Annotated in this window: 13 protein-coding genes and 1 riboswitch; of the genes, 8 read left to right on the forward strand and 5 right to left on the reverse strand. The window is 73.4% G+C overall.

The features are described 5' to 3' along the window. Nucleotides 1–73: 73 nt before the first annotated feature. A riboswitch (cyclic di-AMP (ydaO/yuaA leader) is annotated at nt 74–234 on the forward strand. 13 nt (nt 235–247) lie between these two features. Both BX283_RS30005 and BX283_RS30010 read left to right on the forward strand, forming a co-directional pair. Beyond that, entirely contained in the window at nt 248–1,018 is a 771-nt protein-coding gene (locus BX283_RS30005) for a M23 family metallopeptidase (RefSeq protein ID WP_101390586.1), read from the forward strand. 208 nt (nt 1,019–1,226) lie between these two features. Continuing rightward, nucleotides 1,227–1,904, forward strand: coding sequence for a GntR family transcriptional regulator (locus BX283_RS30010; RefSeq protein WP_101390587.1), 678 nt, complete (start codon nt 1,227–1,229; stop codon nt 1,902–1,904). A gap of 213 nt (nt 1,905–2,117) precedes the next feature. Here BX283_RS30010 and BX283_RS30015 read toward each other — a convergent pair whose 3' ends face one another. Next, a complete protein-coding gene (locus tag BX283_RS30015; protein WP_067165150.1) occupies nt 2,118–2,399 on the reverse strand; it encodes an HPr family phosphocarrier protein in 282 nt (93 codons plus the stop codon). Nucleotides 2,400–2,573: 174 nt separating this feature from the next. Between BX283_RS30015 and BX283_RS30020 the strand changes: the two genes are divergently transcribed. The 4 genes from BX283_RS30020 to BX283_RS30035 all read left to right on the forward strand — a co-directional run bounded on the left by BX283_RS30020 (nt 2,574) and on the right by BX283_RS30035 (nt 8,187). Next, nucleotides 2,574–5,642, forward strand: coding sequence for a bifunctional GNAT family N-acetyltransferase/acetate--CoA ligase family protein (locus tag BX283_RS30020; protein WP_101390588.1), 3,069 nt, complete (start codon nt 2,574–2,576; stop codon nt 5,640–5,642). A gap of 36 nt (nt 5,643–5,678) precedes the next feature. Next, nucleotides 5,679–6,266 (forward strand): DUF5998 family protein, encoded by a 588-nt coding sequence (locus BX283_RS30025; protein WP_067167157.1) that lies wholly within the window; start codon nt 5,679–5,681, stop codon nt 6,264–6,266. Next, the gene (locus BX283_RS30030; RefSeq protein ID WP_101390589.1) at nt 6,266–7,459 is read left to right on the forward strand and encodes an alkaline phosphatase family protein; all 1,194 of its coding nucleotides are present in this window, start codon (nt 6,266–6,268) and stop codon (nt 7,457–7,459) included. The genes BX283_RS30025 and BX283_RS30030 overlap by 1 nt, the downstream gene beginning before the upstream one ends. Before the next feature lie 80 nt (nt 7,460–7,539). Then, entirely contained in the window at nt 7,540–8,187 is a 648-nt protein-coding gene (locus BX283_RS30035) for a thymidine kinase (protein ID WP_101390590.1), read from the forward strand. 72 nt (nt 8,188–8,259) lie between these two features. On the opposite strand, the gene BX283_RS30040 is transcribed toward BX283_RS30035, so the two are convergent. Continuing rightward, nucleotides 8,260–9,033: a VOC family protein gene (locus tag BX283_RS30040; protein WP_101390591.1), complete on the reverse strand. Its 774-nt coding sequence runs from the start codon at nt 9,031–9,033 to the stop codon at nt 8,260–8,262. A gap of 224 nt (nt 9,034–9,257) precedes the next feature. On the opposite strand from BX283_RS30040, the gene BX283_RS30045 reads away from it, so the two are divergent. Continuing rightward, nucleotides 9,258–10,106 (forward strand): sulfurtransferase, encoded by an 849-nt coding sequence (locus BX283_RS30045; protein ID WP_101390592.1) that lies wholly within the window; start codon nt 9,258–9,260, stop codon nt 10,104–10,106. A gap of 78 nt (nt 10,107–10,184) precedes the next feature. Here BX283_RS30045 and sepH read toward each other — a convergent pair whose 3' ends face one another. Then, a complete protein-coding gene (sepH, locus tag BX283_RS30050) occupies nt 10,185–11,219 on the reverse strand; it encodes a septation protein SepH (protein WP_101390593.1) in 1,035 nt (344 codons plus the stop codon). A gap of 509 nt (nt 11,220–11,728) precedes the next feature. Between sepH and BX283_RS30055 the strand changes: the two genes are divergently transcribed. Further along, entirely contained in the window at nt 11,729–12,535 is an 807-nt protein-coding gene (locus tag BX283_RS30055) for a hypothetical protein (RefSeq protein WP_101390594.1), read from the forward strand. Between the two features lie 4 nt (nt 12,536–12,539). On the opposite strand, the gene BX283_RS30060 is transcribed toward BX283_RS30055, so the two are convergent. Both BX283_RS30060 and BX283_RS30065 read right to left on the reverse strand, forming a co-directional pair. Next, nucleotides 12,540–13,850: a D-arabinono-1,4-lactone oxidase gene (locus BX283_RS30060; RefSeq protein ID WP_101390595.1), complete on the reverse strand. Its 1,311-nt coding sequence runs from the start codon at nt 13,848–13,850 to the stop codon at nt 12,540–12,542. After that, nucleotides 13,819–15,057 (reverse strand): MFS transporter, encoded by a 1,239-nt coding sequence (locus tag BX283_RS30065; protein WP_101390596.1) that lies wholly within the window; start codon nt 15,055–15,057, stop codon nt 13,819–13,821. Before BX283_RS30065 ends, BX283_RS30060 begins: the two co-directional genes overlap by 32 nt. Between the last annotated feature and the right edge of the window lie 87 nt (nt 15,058–15,144).

Raw genomic sequence — 15,144 nt, forward strand, 5'->3', positions numbered from 1 at the left:
GTTTGGTGATTGAAAGATCAGCCGTCTAGCGTCAGTCCGGCTGTCCGTCACCACCCGTCGCAGCCGCGGCACCGGACAGCGATCGCCGAGTCCCCAACTGGCGCGAGCCAGGGGAGCCGGGGACCCACTCAGTCCCTGGGGTGAATCGGACGCCTCCGCCCGCGGAGGGGCCCGTAGGAGACCTTCCAGCTCCGAACCCGTCAGCTAACCCGGTAGGCGAGATGGAAGGAAAGGACACCGCCTCTCCATGGCGTTCACCCGTGCCACCGGGAAACACCGTCGTCCGAGCGCCGTGTCGCGCAAGAGCGCGAACATCGCGGGCATCGCCACCCTCGCCACCGCCGGCGTCGTGGGCACCCTCGCCTCCCCGGCCCTGGCCGCCGAGAGCTCCGCTCCCGCCGCCGCCTCCGTCGAGGACACCGGCATCACCCAGGCCATCGTGATCGGCGACTCGCTCGCCGACCGCATCGACGCCCAGGCCGCCGCCCAGAAGCACGCCGCCGACAAGGCCCGCGCCATCGCCGAGGCGAAGCGCAAGGCCGAGGCGAAGGCCAAGGAGGAGCGCGAGGCCAGGGAGCGCGCCGCCCGCGAGGCCGAGCGCAAGCGCCTCAACTCCTTCGTCGCCCCGATCGACGGCAGTTACGTCTCCACCGGCTACAAGACCGGCGGCTCGATCTGGTCCTCCGGCAGCCACACCGGCATCGACTTCCACGCGGGCATGGGCACCCCGGTGCACGCCGTGGGCCTGGGCACGGTCGTCGAGGCGGGCTACGGCGGCGCCTACGGCAACAACATCGTCATCCGGATGAACGACGGCACGTACACCCAGTACGGCCACCTGTCGTCCATCGGTGTCTCCGTCGGCCAGCGCGTCGAGCCGGGCCAGCAGATCGGCCTCTCCGGCAACACCGGCAACACCACCGGCCCGCACCTCCACTTCGAGGCCCGCACCGGCGAGTCGTACGGCTCGGACATCGACCCGATCGCGTATCTGCGCTCGCACGGCGTCAACGTCTGACGGCCGCCCCCGCACGTTCCACCGGAGCCCCCCGGCGCACCCGCGCCGGGGGGCTCCGGCGTCGTGGCCGGGGCGCGGTGAGCCGTCCGTGGCCAAAAGATATGCATTGCATACGGCATGTCACCGGGAATTAACAGCCGCTGGAATAGAGTCGCCGAACAGGCGTCGATCGACCGCGTTTCGCGGGGATTAAGGCGGAGGTTCGGTCATGCGCATTCCGGCGCAATCGGTATGCACGGCAATCCGCGACGACATCGTCGCGGGGCTCTTCGCGCGCGGCAGCCGGCTCACCGAGGAAGTGCTCGCCCGGCGGTACGGGGTCTCGCGCGTCCCGGTCCGCGAGGCGCTGCGCACGCTGGAGTCCGAGGGGTTCGTCACCACGCGCCGGCACGCCGGGGCCTGTGTCGCCGAGCCGACCGAGCAGGAGGCCGCCGACCTGCTCGAACTGCGCGCGATGCTGGAGCCGCTGGCCGCCTCGCGGGCCGCCGCCCGGCGCACCGAGGCCCATCTCAAGGTGCTGCGCGGCCTGGTCAGGCTGGGGCAGGACCGCATCCGGCGGGCCCAGGGCGAGGATCTGCGCTCGCTGGAAGTCTGGTTCCACGAGACGCTCGCCCAGTCCTCCGGCAGCCCCGGCCTCATCGCCCTGCTCACCCAGCTGCGGCACAAGATCGCCTGGATGTACGTGGTGGAGCAGCCCGCGCTGCCCGCCGAGTGCTGGGCGGAGCACGGGGCGATCGTGGACGCGGTGGCGCGCGGCGACGCGGAGCGGGCCAGGTCGCTGACCGCCCACCACGCCGAGCGCGCGTTTTCCGCCTATCGCCTGCGGGGTCCGGTGGACGTGAGGACTTCGCAACATGCCGTAAACACCGCGAGCGTCCGCGCTTAACGGGATCGCCGTATACAAAGGGAGTGCCGGGGTGGGCTCCTTTTGCGCTGCCTGAAATCGCCGCAGGAATTCGACTGCCTGGGCGGGACCGCAACGCGACCTGATCCTCCCGTCCAAAAGAAAGAAGCCGCGGACCCTGAATTCAGGGTCCGCGGCTTCTTTCGCGAAGTGCGGTGACGCGCCGGTCCCGGCCGTTCGGCCGACCGGATGCGGTCAGACGGTCTCGGGGAGCTCCTCGAGGCCCTCCGCGACGAGCTTCGCCAGGCGCTCCAGGGCCGCCTCGGCGCCCTCCGCCTCGGAAGCCAGCACGATCTCCTCGCCGCCCTGCGCGCCCAGGCCGAGCACCGCGAGCATGGAGGCGGCGTTGACCGGGTTGCCGTCGGCCTTGGCGATCGTCACGGGGACGCCGGAGGCCGTGGCGGCGCGGACGAAGATGGAAGCGGGGCGGGCGTGCAGGCCCTCGGCCCAGCCGACATTGACGCGGCGCTCAGCCATGGTGATGCCCTTCGAAATCTCTGACGGTTGTCTAGACCAGTCTCTCATGTCCTGCGCAGTGCTCGTGCCGACGTCGGTCCCGGATCCGGCGGCCCTTCGGCCCTGGCCGCCCTCTCCACCTTGCCCCCCACCTTGACCTGACCGCGGCGGCCCCGCGACCCGTAGGCTGCCCGTATGCAGGCTCCGCAGGAGAAGACGCAGGACCCCGCGTACCCGGCCCACTGGGAGGCCGACGTCGTGCTGCGCGACGGGGGGACGGCACGGATCCGGCCCATCGCGGCCGACGACGCGGAGCGGCTCGTCTCGTTCTACGAGCAGGTGTCGGACGAGTCCAAGTACTACCGCTTCTTCGCGCCCTACCCCCGGCTGTCGGCGAAGGACGTGCACCGCTTCACCCATCACGACTACGTGGACCGGGTCGGGCTCGCGGCGACGGTGGGCGGCGAGTTCATCGCGACCGTCCGCTTCGACCGGATCAACGCGCAGGGCAGGCCCGCCTCGGCGCCGGCCGACGAGGCCGAGGTGGCGTTCCTGGTCCAGGACGCGCACCAGGGACGCGGGGTCGCCTCCGCGCTGCTCGAACACATCGCGGAGGTCGCGCGCGAGCGGGGGATCCGGCGGTTCGCGGCGGAGGTGCTGCCCGCCAACATCAAGATGATCAAGGTGTTCACGGACGCGGGCTATCAGCAGAAGCGTTCCTTCGAGGACGGCTCGGTCCATCTCACGCTCGATCTGGAGCCGACCGCCGAGTCGCTGGCCGTGCAGCGCGCCCGCGAGCAGCGCGCGGAGGCGCGGTCGGTGCAGCGGCTGCTGGCCCCCGGTTCGGTGGCCGTGATCGGCACCGGGCGCGCGCCCGGCGGCGTGGGCCGCACGGTGCTGCGCAACCTGCTCGGGGCGGGGTTCACGGGACGCGCGTACGCGGTCAACCGGGCGTTCCCCGAAGGGGGTTCGCGGATCGACGGCGTCCGCGCCGTCCGCTCGCTCGGCGACCTCGCGGAACAGGTCGACCTCGCGGTGGTCGCGGTCCCGGCCGAGCGGGTGCCGGAGGCGGTCGCGGAGTGCGGCGAGCACGGGGTGCAGGGTCTGGTGGTCCTGTCCGCCGGGTACGCCGAGAGCGGCGCGGCCGGGCGGGAGCGCCAGCGCGAACTGCTGCGGCAGGTGCGGTCGTACGGGATGCGGCTGATCGGTCCCAATGCCTTCGGTGTCATCAACACCGCACCGGGCACGCGCCTGAACGCCTCGCTCGCCCCCGAGCCGCCGCAGCGGGGCCGGATCGGTCTGTTCACCCAGTCGGGCGCGATCGGGATCGCGCTCCTGTCGGGCCTGCACCGGCGGGGCGCGGGCCTGTCGACGTTCATCTCGTCGGGCAACCGGGCGGACGTCTCGGGCAACGACATCCTCCAGTACTGGTACGAGGACGCGGACACGGACGTGGTCCTGCTGTACCTCGAATCCATCGGCAACCCGCGCAAGTTCACCCGGCTCGCGCGGCGGACGGCGGCGGTGAAGCCGGTGGTGGCGGTGAAGGGCGCCCGCCACAGCGGCTCGACGCCGCCCGGCCACGCGGTCCCGGTGACCCGGGTCCCGGACGCGGCCGTGTCGGCGCTGCTGCGCCAGGCGGGCGTGATCCGGGTGGACACGGTGACCGAGCTGGTCGACGCGGGCGTCCTCCTGGCGGGCCAGCCGCTCCCGGCGGGCCCGCGCGTGGCCATCCTCGGCAACTCGGAATCCCTCGGCCTCCTCACGTACGACGCCTGCCTCACGGAGGGCCTGCGCCCGCACCCGCCGGTCGACCTCACGACGGCGGCCACCCCCGAGGACTTCCGGGACGCGCTGGCCCGCGCCCTGGCGGACGAGTTCTGCGACGCGGTGGTGGTCACGGCGATCCCCTGGGTGGGCGAGCCCGGCTACCCCGACGAGGCCCTGGCCACAGCGCTCCAGCAGGCCACGGCGACGGCGCCGGCGAAGCCGGTGGCGGTGGTGCACGTAGAGCTGGGAGGCCTGGCAGAAGCCCTGGCAAGCGCGGCGAGCACGGCCCGCCGCACACCCCAGCACCGCGCCCCCGCAGCGCCCGCTTCTGGGGCTCAGGGCCAGCCCCCCACCGGCGCTCCGGGCCAGATCTACGCCGGGGCCCCGGGCCAGCCCCCCACCGGCAGCCAGGGCGCACAGCCCGCAGCCACCTCCACCGGCTCTCCGGCCCAGACCCCGACCGGGGTTCCGAACCAGCCCCCCACCGGGGTTCCGGGGCGGAGCCCCGAGGGGGTGCAGGGGCGCAGCCCCGCTGGGGGGCCGGGGGCGCAGCCTCCGGGTGTCCCCTCCCTCCTCAGCCCACCCCCACCCCCGGAGGGTCTCGGGAAGGGGCGGGGTGGGGGAGAAAACACCATCCCCGCCTACCCCGCCGCGGAACGCGCGGTACGCGCCCTCGCGGAGGCCGTCCGCTACGGACAGTGGCGACGGCAGGCCGCCGAGCAGGGCAGGGTGCCGGAGTACGACGACATCGACGAGACCGGCGCCGCCGCCGACATCGAGCGGCTGCTCGGGGACGGCGACCCCAGGGGGACGACCCTCGCCGCCACCGAGGCCGCCGCCCTCCTCGCCCGCTACGGCATCCCCGTCCGCGAAGCCCTGCCCGCCCCCCATCCGGACGCCGCCGTCGACGCCGCCGCCCGCCTCGGCTACCCCGTGGCCCTCAAGACCACCGCCCCCCATCTGCGCCACCGCCCCGACCTCGGCGGTGTCCGCCTCGACCTCGCCGACGAGGAGCAACTGCGGCGTGCGTACGCCGAGTTGACCCAGGTCCTGGGCAAGCCGGAGGAGCTGCTGCCGGTCGTCCAGGCGATGGCACCGCGCGGCGTGGACACCGTCGTCCGCGCCGCCATCGACCCGGCCGTCGGCGCCGTGCTCTCCTTCGGCCTCGCCGGAGCCGCCTCCGAGCTGCTCGGCGACACCGGCCACCGGCTGGTCCCCGCCACCGACCGGGACGCCGCCGAGCTGGTCAGGTCGATCCGGACCGCGCCCCTCCTCTTCGGCTGGCGCGGCTCCGCGCCGGTGGACACGGCCGCCCTCGAAGAGCTGCTGCTCCGGGTCTCCCGCCTGGTCGACGACCACCCCGAGGTCGTCGCCGTCTCCCTGGAACCGGTCGTCGTCGCCCAGCACGGCCTCTCCGTACTCGGCGCGAGCCTGCGCCTCGCGCCCCCGCCGCCCCGCTCCGACCTGGGGCCCAGGCGCCTGCCCAGCTACTGAAACGATCGGGCCCGAAGGCCCCGTAGGATGGAGCTCATGGCGAAGACCGGCACGATGACCCAGGGGCTGCGCGCGGCGATCGAGCGCAGCGGCTACTACCCGGCCCTTGTGGCCGAGGCGGTGGAGGCCGCCGTCGGTGGTGAGCCCATCGCGTCGTACCTGGTCCACCAGGAGACCACCTTCGACGCCAACGAGGTGCGCCGCCACGTGACGGTCCTGGTCCTGACGGGCAACCGCTTCATCGTCAGCCACACCGACGAGCAGAACGCCGACACCAGCTCCCCGACGCCGTACGCGACGACGTCCACCGAGTCCGTGAAGCTCGACCGGATCTCGTCCGTGGTCGTCAGCCGCGTGGTCGCCAACCCCGAGTCGTACACCCCGGGCACCCTGCCCCGCGAGGTCGTCCTCACCATCGGCTGGGGCGCGGTCTCCCGGATCGACCTGGAGCCCGCCGCCTGCGGCGACCCCAACTGCGACGCCGACCACGGCTACACCGGCAACTCCACCGCCGACGACCTGAGCCTGCGCGTCAGCGAGGCCGGGGACGGCCCGGACACCGTGCGCCAGACCCTCGACTTCGCCCAGGCGCTCTCCGAAGCCACCGCGGCCACCGCCCGCTGATGGCCCAGCCCGCCTGGCAGGACCCGGAACCCCTCGCCCTCGACACCGCCCCCCTGCCCGAGTACGGCAGCGGCTCGCTCGCCGACCTGCTGCCCACCCTCGCGGCCGGCATGGGCGTGCCCGGCGTGAGCGCCGCCATCCCCGAGCTGACCCCGGCCGACCGGAACTGTGTGTTCCTGATCGACGGGCTCGGCTGGGAGCAGATCAAGGCCCACCCCGACGAGGCGCCCTATCTGCACGGGCTGCTCGCCACCTCGCGCGGCGGCACCGGACGGCCGATCACCGCCGGGTTCCCCGCCACCACCGCCACCTCGCTCGCCTCCGTCGGCACCGGCCTGCCGCCCGCCGCGCACGGCCTGCCCGGCTACACCGCGCGCAACCCGCAGACCGGCGAGCTGATGAACCAGCTCCGCTGGAAGCCCTGGACCGACCCGCACGTCTGGCAGCCGTACCCCACGGTCTTCCAGCTGGCCGACGCGGCCGGGGTGCACACCGCCCAGGTCTCCTCGCCCACCTTCCAGCACACCCCGCTCACCAAGGTCGCGCTCAGTGGCGGAACGTTTCACGGCCGGCTGACCGGCGAGGACCGGATGGACCTGGCGGCCGCGCAACTGGCCGCCGGGGACCGCTCGCTGGTCTACACGTACTACAGCGAGGTCGACGGCAAGGGCCACCGCTTCGGCGTCGACTCGGACGCCTGGCGCGGTCAGCTGATGTACGTCGACCGGCTGGTCCAGCGCCTCGCCGAGCAGCTGCCGCCGCGCTCCGCGCTCTATGTCACCGCCGACCACGGCATGATCGACATCCCCTTCGACGAAGAGTCCCGTATCGACTTCGACGAGGACTGGGAGCTGGGCGCGGGAGTCGCCCTGCTCGGCGGCGAGGGCCGGGCCCGGCACGTCTACGCGGTCCCGGCCGCCGAGGCCGACGTACTGACCGTCTGGCGCGAGGTGCTCGGCGAGCAGTTCTGGGTGGCGAGCCGCGACGAGGCGATAGCGGCGGGCTGGTTCGGGGCCCCGGGCGTCTGCGACGAGCGGGTGTACGGGCGGATCGGCGACGTCGTCGCGGCCGCGAGCGCCGACGTGGTGATCACCGCCTCGCGGAACGAGCCGCACGAGTCCGCGATGGTCGGCATGCACGGCTCGATGACCCCCGTCGAGCAGCTCGTACCGCTCCTCGAAGTACGCTCGTAACCCTTCCGCACTTCCCCCTCCTCTCCTCCACGCGGACGTACGCGGACGCGTGCGCAGATCCGAAAGGCCGTCACCCTCCCATGCCCGAGCTGGTGTTCTTCTCCGGAACGATGGACTGCGGAAAGAGCACCCTCGCTCTTCAGATCGAGCACAACCGCTCCGCGCGCGGCCTCCAGGGCATGATCTTCACGCGGGACGACCGCGCGGGCGAGGGCAAGCTGTCCTCCCGGCTCGGCCTGGTGACGGACGCCGTCGAGGCCGCCGACGGCTTCGACTTCTACGCGTATCTGGTCGCCCACCTCTCCAAGGGCGGCCGCTGCGACTACGTGATCGCCGACGAGGCGCAGTTCCTCGCGCCCGACCAGATCGACCAGCTCGCCCGGGTCGTCGACGACCTCGACCTGGACGTCTTCGCCTTCGGCATCACCACCGACTTCCGCTCCAAGCTCTTCCCCGGCTCCCAGCGCCTGGTCGAGCTGGCCGACCGCGTCGAGGTCCTCCAGGTCGAGGCGCTCTGCTGGTGCGGGGCGCGGGCCACGCACAACGCGCGTACGCGCGGCGGGGAGATGGTGGTCGAGGGCGCGCAGGTCGTGGTCGGTGACGTGAACCAGTCCGAGGACGAGATCGGGTACGAGGTGCTGTGCCGGCGCCACCACCGGCGGCGGATGACGGCCGCGGCCGCGCGGGCGGCCGCGTTGTCGCCCGACGTGCTGCCGGTCGACGCGTAGCCGCATCCGCGCAGGCCCGGATCTCGGCCGCGGCCACCCGGCGGAGCCGCCGAATGCCACGGCCCCGCGCCCCTAGGGGGCTGACCGGACCACCGTGAACACCGCTCCCTCCGGGTCCGCCACCGTCGCCGTGCGGCCGCTGGATCCCTCGTGCGGGGGCCTCAGCACCTGGCCGCCCAGCTCCACCACCCTGGCCGCCGCCTCGTCCGTGTCCGCGACCTCGAAGTACGTCATCCAGTGCGCGCCCTTGTCGCGCGGCAGGGCGTTTCCGACGCCGTGCAGGGAGCAGACCGGGCGGCCGTCGATGTGCAGCGTCACGTAGTCGAAGTCGGCCGAGACCACCGCCTCCTTGTCGTAGCCGAACACCGACTCGTAGAACTTGCCGACCGTGGACGTCTCGCGGGTCACCAGCTCGTTCCAGACGGGCGTGCCCGGCGCGCCCGCCACCATCGTGCCGACGTGCGCCTGCGCCTGCCAGGCGCCGAAGACCGCGCCCTCCGGGTCCGAGGCGATCACCAGGCGGCCCGCGTCGCCCGCGTCCAGCGGCCCGACCCCGACCGTGCCGCCGCAGTGCCGGATCGTCTCGGCCGTCGCGTCGGCGTCGTCGGTGGCCAGATACGTCGTCCACGCGATCGGCAGATGGCGGTCGGGCGGCAGCTGGCCGATGCCCGCGACCTCGGCGCCGTCGAGCAGCGCCCGCACATAGGGGCCGAGCGAGGCGGGCCCCGGCCGGAACTCCCAGCCGAACAGCGCCGCGTAGAACTCCTGGGTAGGAGCCAGGCCGTGCACCATGAGGCTCACCCAGCAGGGTGTGCCGGGCGTGCGCCGGGTCTCTGCCTGGGACATCGTGACTCTCTCCTCGGACCATCGCTGGGGGGAACGCGCCCTGAAGAGGCGGACGGCCGGGCCGCGCCGGCGCCCACCCCTCGCAGATGCTTGCACCACCGACGGCCGAGCGCCCCCCGGCCGCGCCGCTTTTGGCGCGTTCCCGCAGGAGCATGCCCGCTTTGGCATTTCTCATCCGTTTCGCGACCGTTACGCGGCGCCGCCCACTGCGCGAGGATGGCCCCATGAACGCCATCATCAGCGCATCCGAACTGGCGGCCGAGCTGGCCGGGGCCCGCCCCCCGGTGCTCCTGGACGTCCGCTGGCAGCTCAGCGTGGCGAAGGCGGCCGGTGCCGCCGCCTTCGACGGCCGGGCCGAGTACGAGGCCGGGCACCTGCCCGGCGCGGTCTTCGTCGACCTCGACGAGGAGCTGGCGGGACCACCCGGCGCGGGCGGACGCCACCCGCTGCCCGACGTGGCGGCGTTCGGCGCCGTGATGCGCCGCGCGGGCGTGTCCGCCGGGACACCGGTGGTCGTCTACGACGGCGGCCAGGGCTGGGCGGCCGCGCGCGCCTGGTGGCTGCTGCGCTGGACGGGTCACCGGGACGTCCGGGTCCTCGACGGCGGGCTCGCCGCCTGGACCGGCGCCCTGTCCACGGACGTCCCGGCGCCCGCCGAGGGCGACTTCGCCCCCGAGCCCGGCGCGGTGGGCCTGCTCGACGCGGACGGGGCGGCCGCGCTCGCCCGCTCCGGACTGCTGCTCGACGCCCGCGCGGGGGAGCGGTACCGGGGCGAGGTCGAGCCCATCGACCGGGTCGGCGGCCACATCCCGGGCGCGGTCTCCGCCCCCACCACCGAGAACGTGGGCCCCGACGGGCGCTTCCTGGCCCCGGAGGTCCTCGCTGACCGCTTCAAGGCCCTGGGCGCCTCCGGCACCGAGGTCGGCGTCTACTGCGGCTCCGGGGTCTCCGGCGCCCACGAGGTGCTGGCCCTGGCGGTCGCGGGGATCCCGGCCGCGCTCTACGCCGGGTCCTGGTCGCAGTGGTCCGCGGACGAGTCCCGCCCGGTCGCGACGGGCCCCGACCCCCAGTAGCGCACGACGAGGGGCCCGCGCTCGGCGCGGGCCCCTCGGCTCGTATCGACGTGTCCCACGCGGATGCACGGGGCCGTCCTACTCCTGTTTCTTGCGCCGGGTTCCGAAGACGATCTCGTCCCAGCTCGGCACGGCCGCCCGGCGGCCGGGCCGGACGCCGTCCGCCTCGGCCTGGCGGTCCGTGGTGCCGGTGAGGCGATCACGGTGACCGGCCACCGAGCGGGGCATCAGGACGTCCGCGTACGCCGCGCCGGCGCCCGCCGACGCCGCCGGTGCGGGCGGCTCCTCGACCTCGGGCTCCGCCTCGGGCTCGCTCGCCGGGGGCTCCGGCGGAGCGGCGGGCCGCTCGGGCACCACCATGTCGCCCCGGAAGCTCGGCACGGCCTCCAGGAGGCTGGTGAGCGAGTCGCTCTCGTCCGCCGCCGGTTCCGGGGCGGGCGCGGTGGGGCGCTCCAACTGGCGGTCCAGGGCGCGGTCCAGCGGCCGGTCCCGGGGCAGCCGGGCGATCCTCGGCACGAACGGGAAGCTCGGCTCGGGGGTGTCGTCGCTCTCGCCGATCAGCGAACGGGCCTCGTCGTCGACGGCCTGGACGAGCCGGCGCGGCGGGTCGTAGGTCCAGCTCGCCGCGTGCGGCTCGGTGGCCACCCGGTACACGAGCAGGACTTCCCAGGTGCCGTCGTCGCGGCGCCAGGAGTCCCACTGGACGCTGTCCTTGTCGGCGCCGCGCAGCAGCAGCCGCTCCTGGACGGCCTCGCCGAGCTGGGGACCGGTGTTCTCGCCGGGGCGCCGCACGGGGGTCTTGCGCGCCCGCTCGGCCATGAAGGCACGCTCCGCGAGCACCGGGCCCTCGAAGCGCCGGACCCGGTCGACGGGGATCCCGGCGAGCTGGGCGACCTCCTCGGCGGAGGCACCCGCACGTATCCGTGCCTGGATGTCGCGAGGCCGGAGGTGGCTCTCGACCTCGATCTCGATCTGCCCGAGCCGGGCGCGGTCGTTGCGCACGGCGGCGCGCAGCCGCTCATCGATCGGAAGCGTGTACTCCGTGCTGTCCGCAGCCTTGAGCACCAGTCGTGTGCCGTCGTTGGAGACGGCCACGACACGCAGTTCGGGCATGGGGACCTCCCGGGTGGTGCCTGCCGACGTCACCTGCGTCGCTGCTTCCGCTAGTCGAGTGTGGCCTGCCCGGGTGCAGCCTGCCACAACCTTGCCGAGTTGCCCGGCGTGTCGGGCATGGGCCCTGGAACGCCGTTATGGCACGGTTACCTGTTCGCGACGCAGAGTGACCGAAGTGGTCGCTCTGGACAGCAGGCGTCCGTGCGGTGCCGCGGCGCCGCCGGTTCGAGTGCCGCTTTCGGCCCCCTCCCGCAGAGCCCGGAAACCCGCGAGGGAGACCAGGCCCAGGGCTCGCCACAGTACTCCATTCGGGCCACCTGGGTGGACCGCCGCGCCGCCCAAGTTCTCCTGGGGGGCGGGAGTTGAACGCCGTGCGCCCTGCGAATACGCACTTCATACGTGTCGTGCTTCACAGAATCACCAGAAACGGAACTAATCGCTTCGCCCATAGGTCCCCACTACGTACAAGCTCACGGAGAAGCGTGGAGAAGGGCGAACAGAGGCTGAAAATGGGTGACAAGCCGGATACCGGGACGAAGCAGGACGAGAGGCGACTCGACCTGAGTGTGCCCCAGGTCGCGGGCAGCGCGCTCGCGGCCATCGCGGCCGCCGTGCTCGCCTCCCAACTCGGTGTCTACGGGACGATCGTCGGCGCCGGTGTGGTGAGCGTCGTGGCCACCTGCGGCGGCACGGTCTTCCAGCACCTGTTCCGCCGTACCGGGGAACAACTGCGCGACGTCACCGTCCAGTCGCTGCCCAGGGCGCGCCGCGATCCGGGCCGTCCGGCGTACGAGGACGTCCGCGAGGGCGAGTTCGGCGCGGCCACCGTCCACGGCACGCGGCTGCGCGGCTGGAAGCGGTCCGCGCTCGGCGCCGCCGTCGTCTTCGCGGTCGCGATGGGCGGCATCACCGCCTACGAACTGGCGTCCGGCGGGGAGCTGGGCGGCGGCAAGGGCGGCACCACCTTCGGTTCGGTCGTGAGCGGCGGCGGGGGCGGCGGCAAGTCGTCGCAGCGGGACTCGGAGAAGGATTCCGACCCCGGGCGGCGCACCCCGCACACGCCCGGCACGGGCGCCGACGGGGGCACGTCCACCTCGCCGGACCCCGGGCAGGGGACCGCTGGAACGCCCGCCACGGGCGGCACTTCGGGCGCGGGCGGCACCACCCCGACGCCCACCCCCACCCCGACCCCCTCGGCCTCCACCGGCGGCACCCCGACACCGCCGCCGTCGCCCCCGCCGTCCACCGGCTCGGGCGACACCACCCCGGACACCGGTGCGGGAACGGGGTCCGCGGCGACCCCGCCCGCGCCTTAGGAGGTCAGTCCCCGAGCACCCGGCGCAGATACGCGTTGCCGAACAGCCGGTCCGGGTCGAGCCGGTCGCGCAGCGCCGTGAACTCGCCGAAGCGCGGATAGGCCTCGGCGAAGTACTCGGCGTCGCGGGTGTGCACCTTGCCCCAGTGCGGACGGCCCGCGTGCGCGGTCATGATCCGCTCCACGGCGGTGAAGTACGCCTGGTACGGCGTGCCCTTGTACATGTGCACGGCGATGTACGCGGTGTCGCGCCCCGACGCCGTGGAGAGCGCGATGTCGTCGGCCGGGGCGGTGCGCACCTCGACCGGGAAGCTCACCCGCAGGTTCGACCGCTCGACCAGCGACCGCACTTCGCGCAGCGCCGCCACTACGGCCTCGCGCGGCACCGCGTACTCCATCTCCACGAACCGCACCCGACGCGGACTTGTGAAGACCTTGTACGGAATGTCGGTGTACGTACGGGCGGAGAGGGCGCGGCTGGAAACCTTGGCGATCGCGGGGATCGTCGCGGGGACGGCCCGGCCCAGCGAACAGACGACCTGGAAGAGGCCGTTGGACATGAACTCGTCCTCGATCCAGCCGCTCACCCGGCCGGGCGGGGCGGCGGGACCGGCGCTGCGGTTGTTGCGCTTGGTGTTGCAGTTGCCGGTGTGCGGGAACCAGTAGAACTCGAAGTGCTCGTTCTCCGCGTGCAGCGCGTCGAACTCCGAGGTGACCTTGTCGAAGGTCATCGGCTCCTCGCGCGCGGTGAGCAGGAACTCGGGCTCCACGGCGAAGGTGAGGGCCGAGACGACGCCGAGCGCCCCGAGCCCGATCCGGGCCGCCGCGAAGACCTCGGGGTTCTCCTCGGCCGAGCACTTCAGCAGCGAGCCGTCCGCGGTGATCAGTTCGAGCGCCGTGATCTGCGCGGCTATCGAGGCCGAGTCGCGGCCGGTGCCGTGGGTGCCGGTGGAGGTGGCCCCGGCGACCGTCTGCTCCATGATGTCGCCCATGTTGGTGAGCGAGAGGCCCTCGCGCGCGAGGACCGTGTTCAGCCGCTTCAGGGGCGTGCCCGCCTCGACGGTCACGGTCATGGCCGTACGGTCGATCTCCCGGATGCCGGTGAGCAGGTCCGGGCGTATGAGCACGCCGTCGGTGGCGGCGGCCGTGGTGAAGGAGTGGCCGGTGCCGACCGCCTTCACCTTCAGGCCCTCCTCGGCCGCCCGGCGCACGGCGTCGGCCAGTTCGGCCACCGAGGCGGGCGAGACCTCCCGCACCGGCCGGGCCGTCACGTTGCCCGCCCAGTTACGCCACGTGCTGCTGCTCGCTCCGCTCATCTGCTCCGAGCCCCTCCCGTTGCGGCGCCGGCCTGCGCAGCCGGCGGTACCCCAGGAACGCCACCGCGGCCGCGAGCGCTCCCGCCACGACGGGCACCAGATACCCCGAGCGCGCGCCCGCCGCGTCCACCGCCCAGCCGGCGGCCGACGACCCGAGCGCCACACCGACCGCGAGCCCGGTACTCGTCCAGGTCATGCCCTCGGTGAGCTTGCTGCGCGGTACGTGCTGTTCGACGAGGGCCATGGTGGTCACCATCGTCGGTGCGATGGACAGGCCCGCGACAAAGAGCGCCACGGCCAGGAACGGCAGGCTCCCGGCCAGTTGGAGCGGGATCATACTCACCGCCATCGCACACACTCCCACCAGCCACCTCGTGGCCGGGGCCCCCTTGAGGCGCAGCAGCCCGAACACCGCTCCCGCGAGGCAGGAGCCGAGCGCGTAGACGGCGAGCACCAGGCTGGCCGCCGCCTTGTGGCCGCGCTCGTCCGCGAAGGCCACCGTGACCACGTCGACCGCGCCGAAGATCGCGCCGGTGGCGACGAAGGTGGCGACGAGGACCTGGAGGCCGGGCGAGCGCAGCGCGGAGCCGCCGGTGTGGTGCTCGCGCGGGTGCGGCACGGGCTCGGTGGCGCGCTGGGCGGTCAGCCAGAAGACGCCGACGACCAGGAACCCGGCCGCCATCAGCGGCCCCGCCTCGGCGAACCAGGCGGTGGAGAGTCCGATGGAGAGGATCGGCCCGACGATGAAGCAGAGCTCGTCGACGATCGACTCCCACGAGTACGCGGCGTGCAGGCTCTGCCCGTCGCCCCGGTACAGCTCGGCCCAGCGGGCCCGGACCATGGAGCCGACGCTCGGCACACAGCCCGCGGCTCCCGAGAACACGAACAGCGACCAGTCCGGCGCGCCCTGCTGGGCGCAGACGAGCAGCCCGGCCACGGCGGCCACCGCGGCGAGCGTCGCGGGGCGCAGCACCCGGCGCTGGCCGTGCCGGTCGACCAGGCGCGAGATGTACGGCCCGAGCACGGCGGCCGACATCGCGAGGGTCGCGGAGAGCGCCCCGGCCAGCCCGTAGCGGCCGGTGAGCTGGGAGACCATCGTGACGATGCCGATGCCCATCATGGACAGCGGCATCCGGCCGAGCAGCCCGGCCGCGGAGAACCGCTTGGTGCCGGGGGCGGCGAATATCGCGCGGTACGGACTGGACATGGGCGCTCCGGCTTCCGGCTCAACCGTGCGGGTGAGGCACTAGGTACTTAAGTTCTAAAGCTTACGGTGTTGAACTCTACGGTGGCG

The sequence above is a fragment of the Streptomyces sp. TLI_146 genome, assembly GCF_002846415.1.
GTDB lineage: Bacteria > Actinomycetota > Actinomycetes > Streptomycetales > Streptomycetaceae > Streptomyces.

Excerpts from the sequence above, each read along its gene's own strand:
- BX283_RS30025 (WP_067167157.1), top strand. The coding sequence starts at position 5,679 with ATGGCGAAGACCGGCACGATGACCCAGGGGCTGCGCGCGGCGATCGAG.
- BX283_RS30015 (WP_067165150.1), bottom strand. The coding sequence starts at position 2,399 with ATGGCTGAGCGCCGCGTCAATGTCGGCTGGGCCGAGGGCCTGCACGCC.
- BX283_RS30040 (WP_101390591.1), bottom strand. The coding sequence starts at position 9,033 with ATGTCCCAGGCAGAGACCCGGCGCACGCCCGGCACACCCTGCTGGGTG.
- BX283_RS30035 (WP_101390590.1), top strand. The coding sequence starts at position 7,540 with ATGCCCGAGCTGGTGTTCTTCTCCGGAACGATGGACTGCGGAAAGAGC.
- BX283_RS30020 (WP_101390588.1), top strand. The coding sequence starts at position 2,574 with ATGCAGGCTCCGCAGGAGAAGACGCAGGACCCCGCGTACCCGGCCCAC.
- BX283_RS30030 (WP_101390589.1), top strand. The coding sequence starts at position 6,266 with ATGGCCCAGCCCGCCTGGCAGGACCCGGAACCCCTCGCCCTCGACACC.
- BX283_RS30055 (WP_101390594.1), top strand. The coding sequence starts at position 11,729 with ATGGGTGACAAGCCGGATACCGGGACGAAGCAGGACGAGAGGCGACTC.
- BX283_RS30005 (WP_101390586.1), top strand. The coding sequence starts at position 248 with ATGGCGTTCACCCGTGCCACCGGGAAACACCGTCGTCCGAGCGCCGTG.
- BX283_RS30045 (WP_101390592.1), top strand. The coding sequence starts at position 9,258 with ATGAACGCCATCATCAGCGCATCCGAACTGGCGGCCGAGCTGGCCGGG.
- BX283_RS30060 (WP_101390595.1), bottom strand. The coding sequence starts at position 13,850 with ATGAGCGGAGCGAGCAGCAGCACGTGGCGTAACTGGGCGGGCAACGTG.
- BX283_RS30010 (WP_101390587.1), top strand. The coding sequence starts at position 1,227 with ATGCGCATTCCGGCGCAATCGGTATGCACGGCAATCCGCGACGACATC.
- sepH (WP_101390593.1), bottom strand. The coding sequence starts at position 11,219 with ATGCCCGAACTGCGTGTCGTGGCCGTCTCCAACGACGGCACACGACTG.
- BX283_RS30065 (WP_101390596.1), bottom strand. The coding sequence starts at position 15,057 with ATGTCCAGTCCGTACCGCGCGATATTCGCCGCCCCCGGCACCAAGCGG.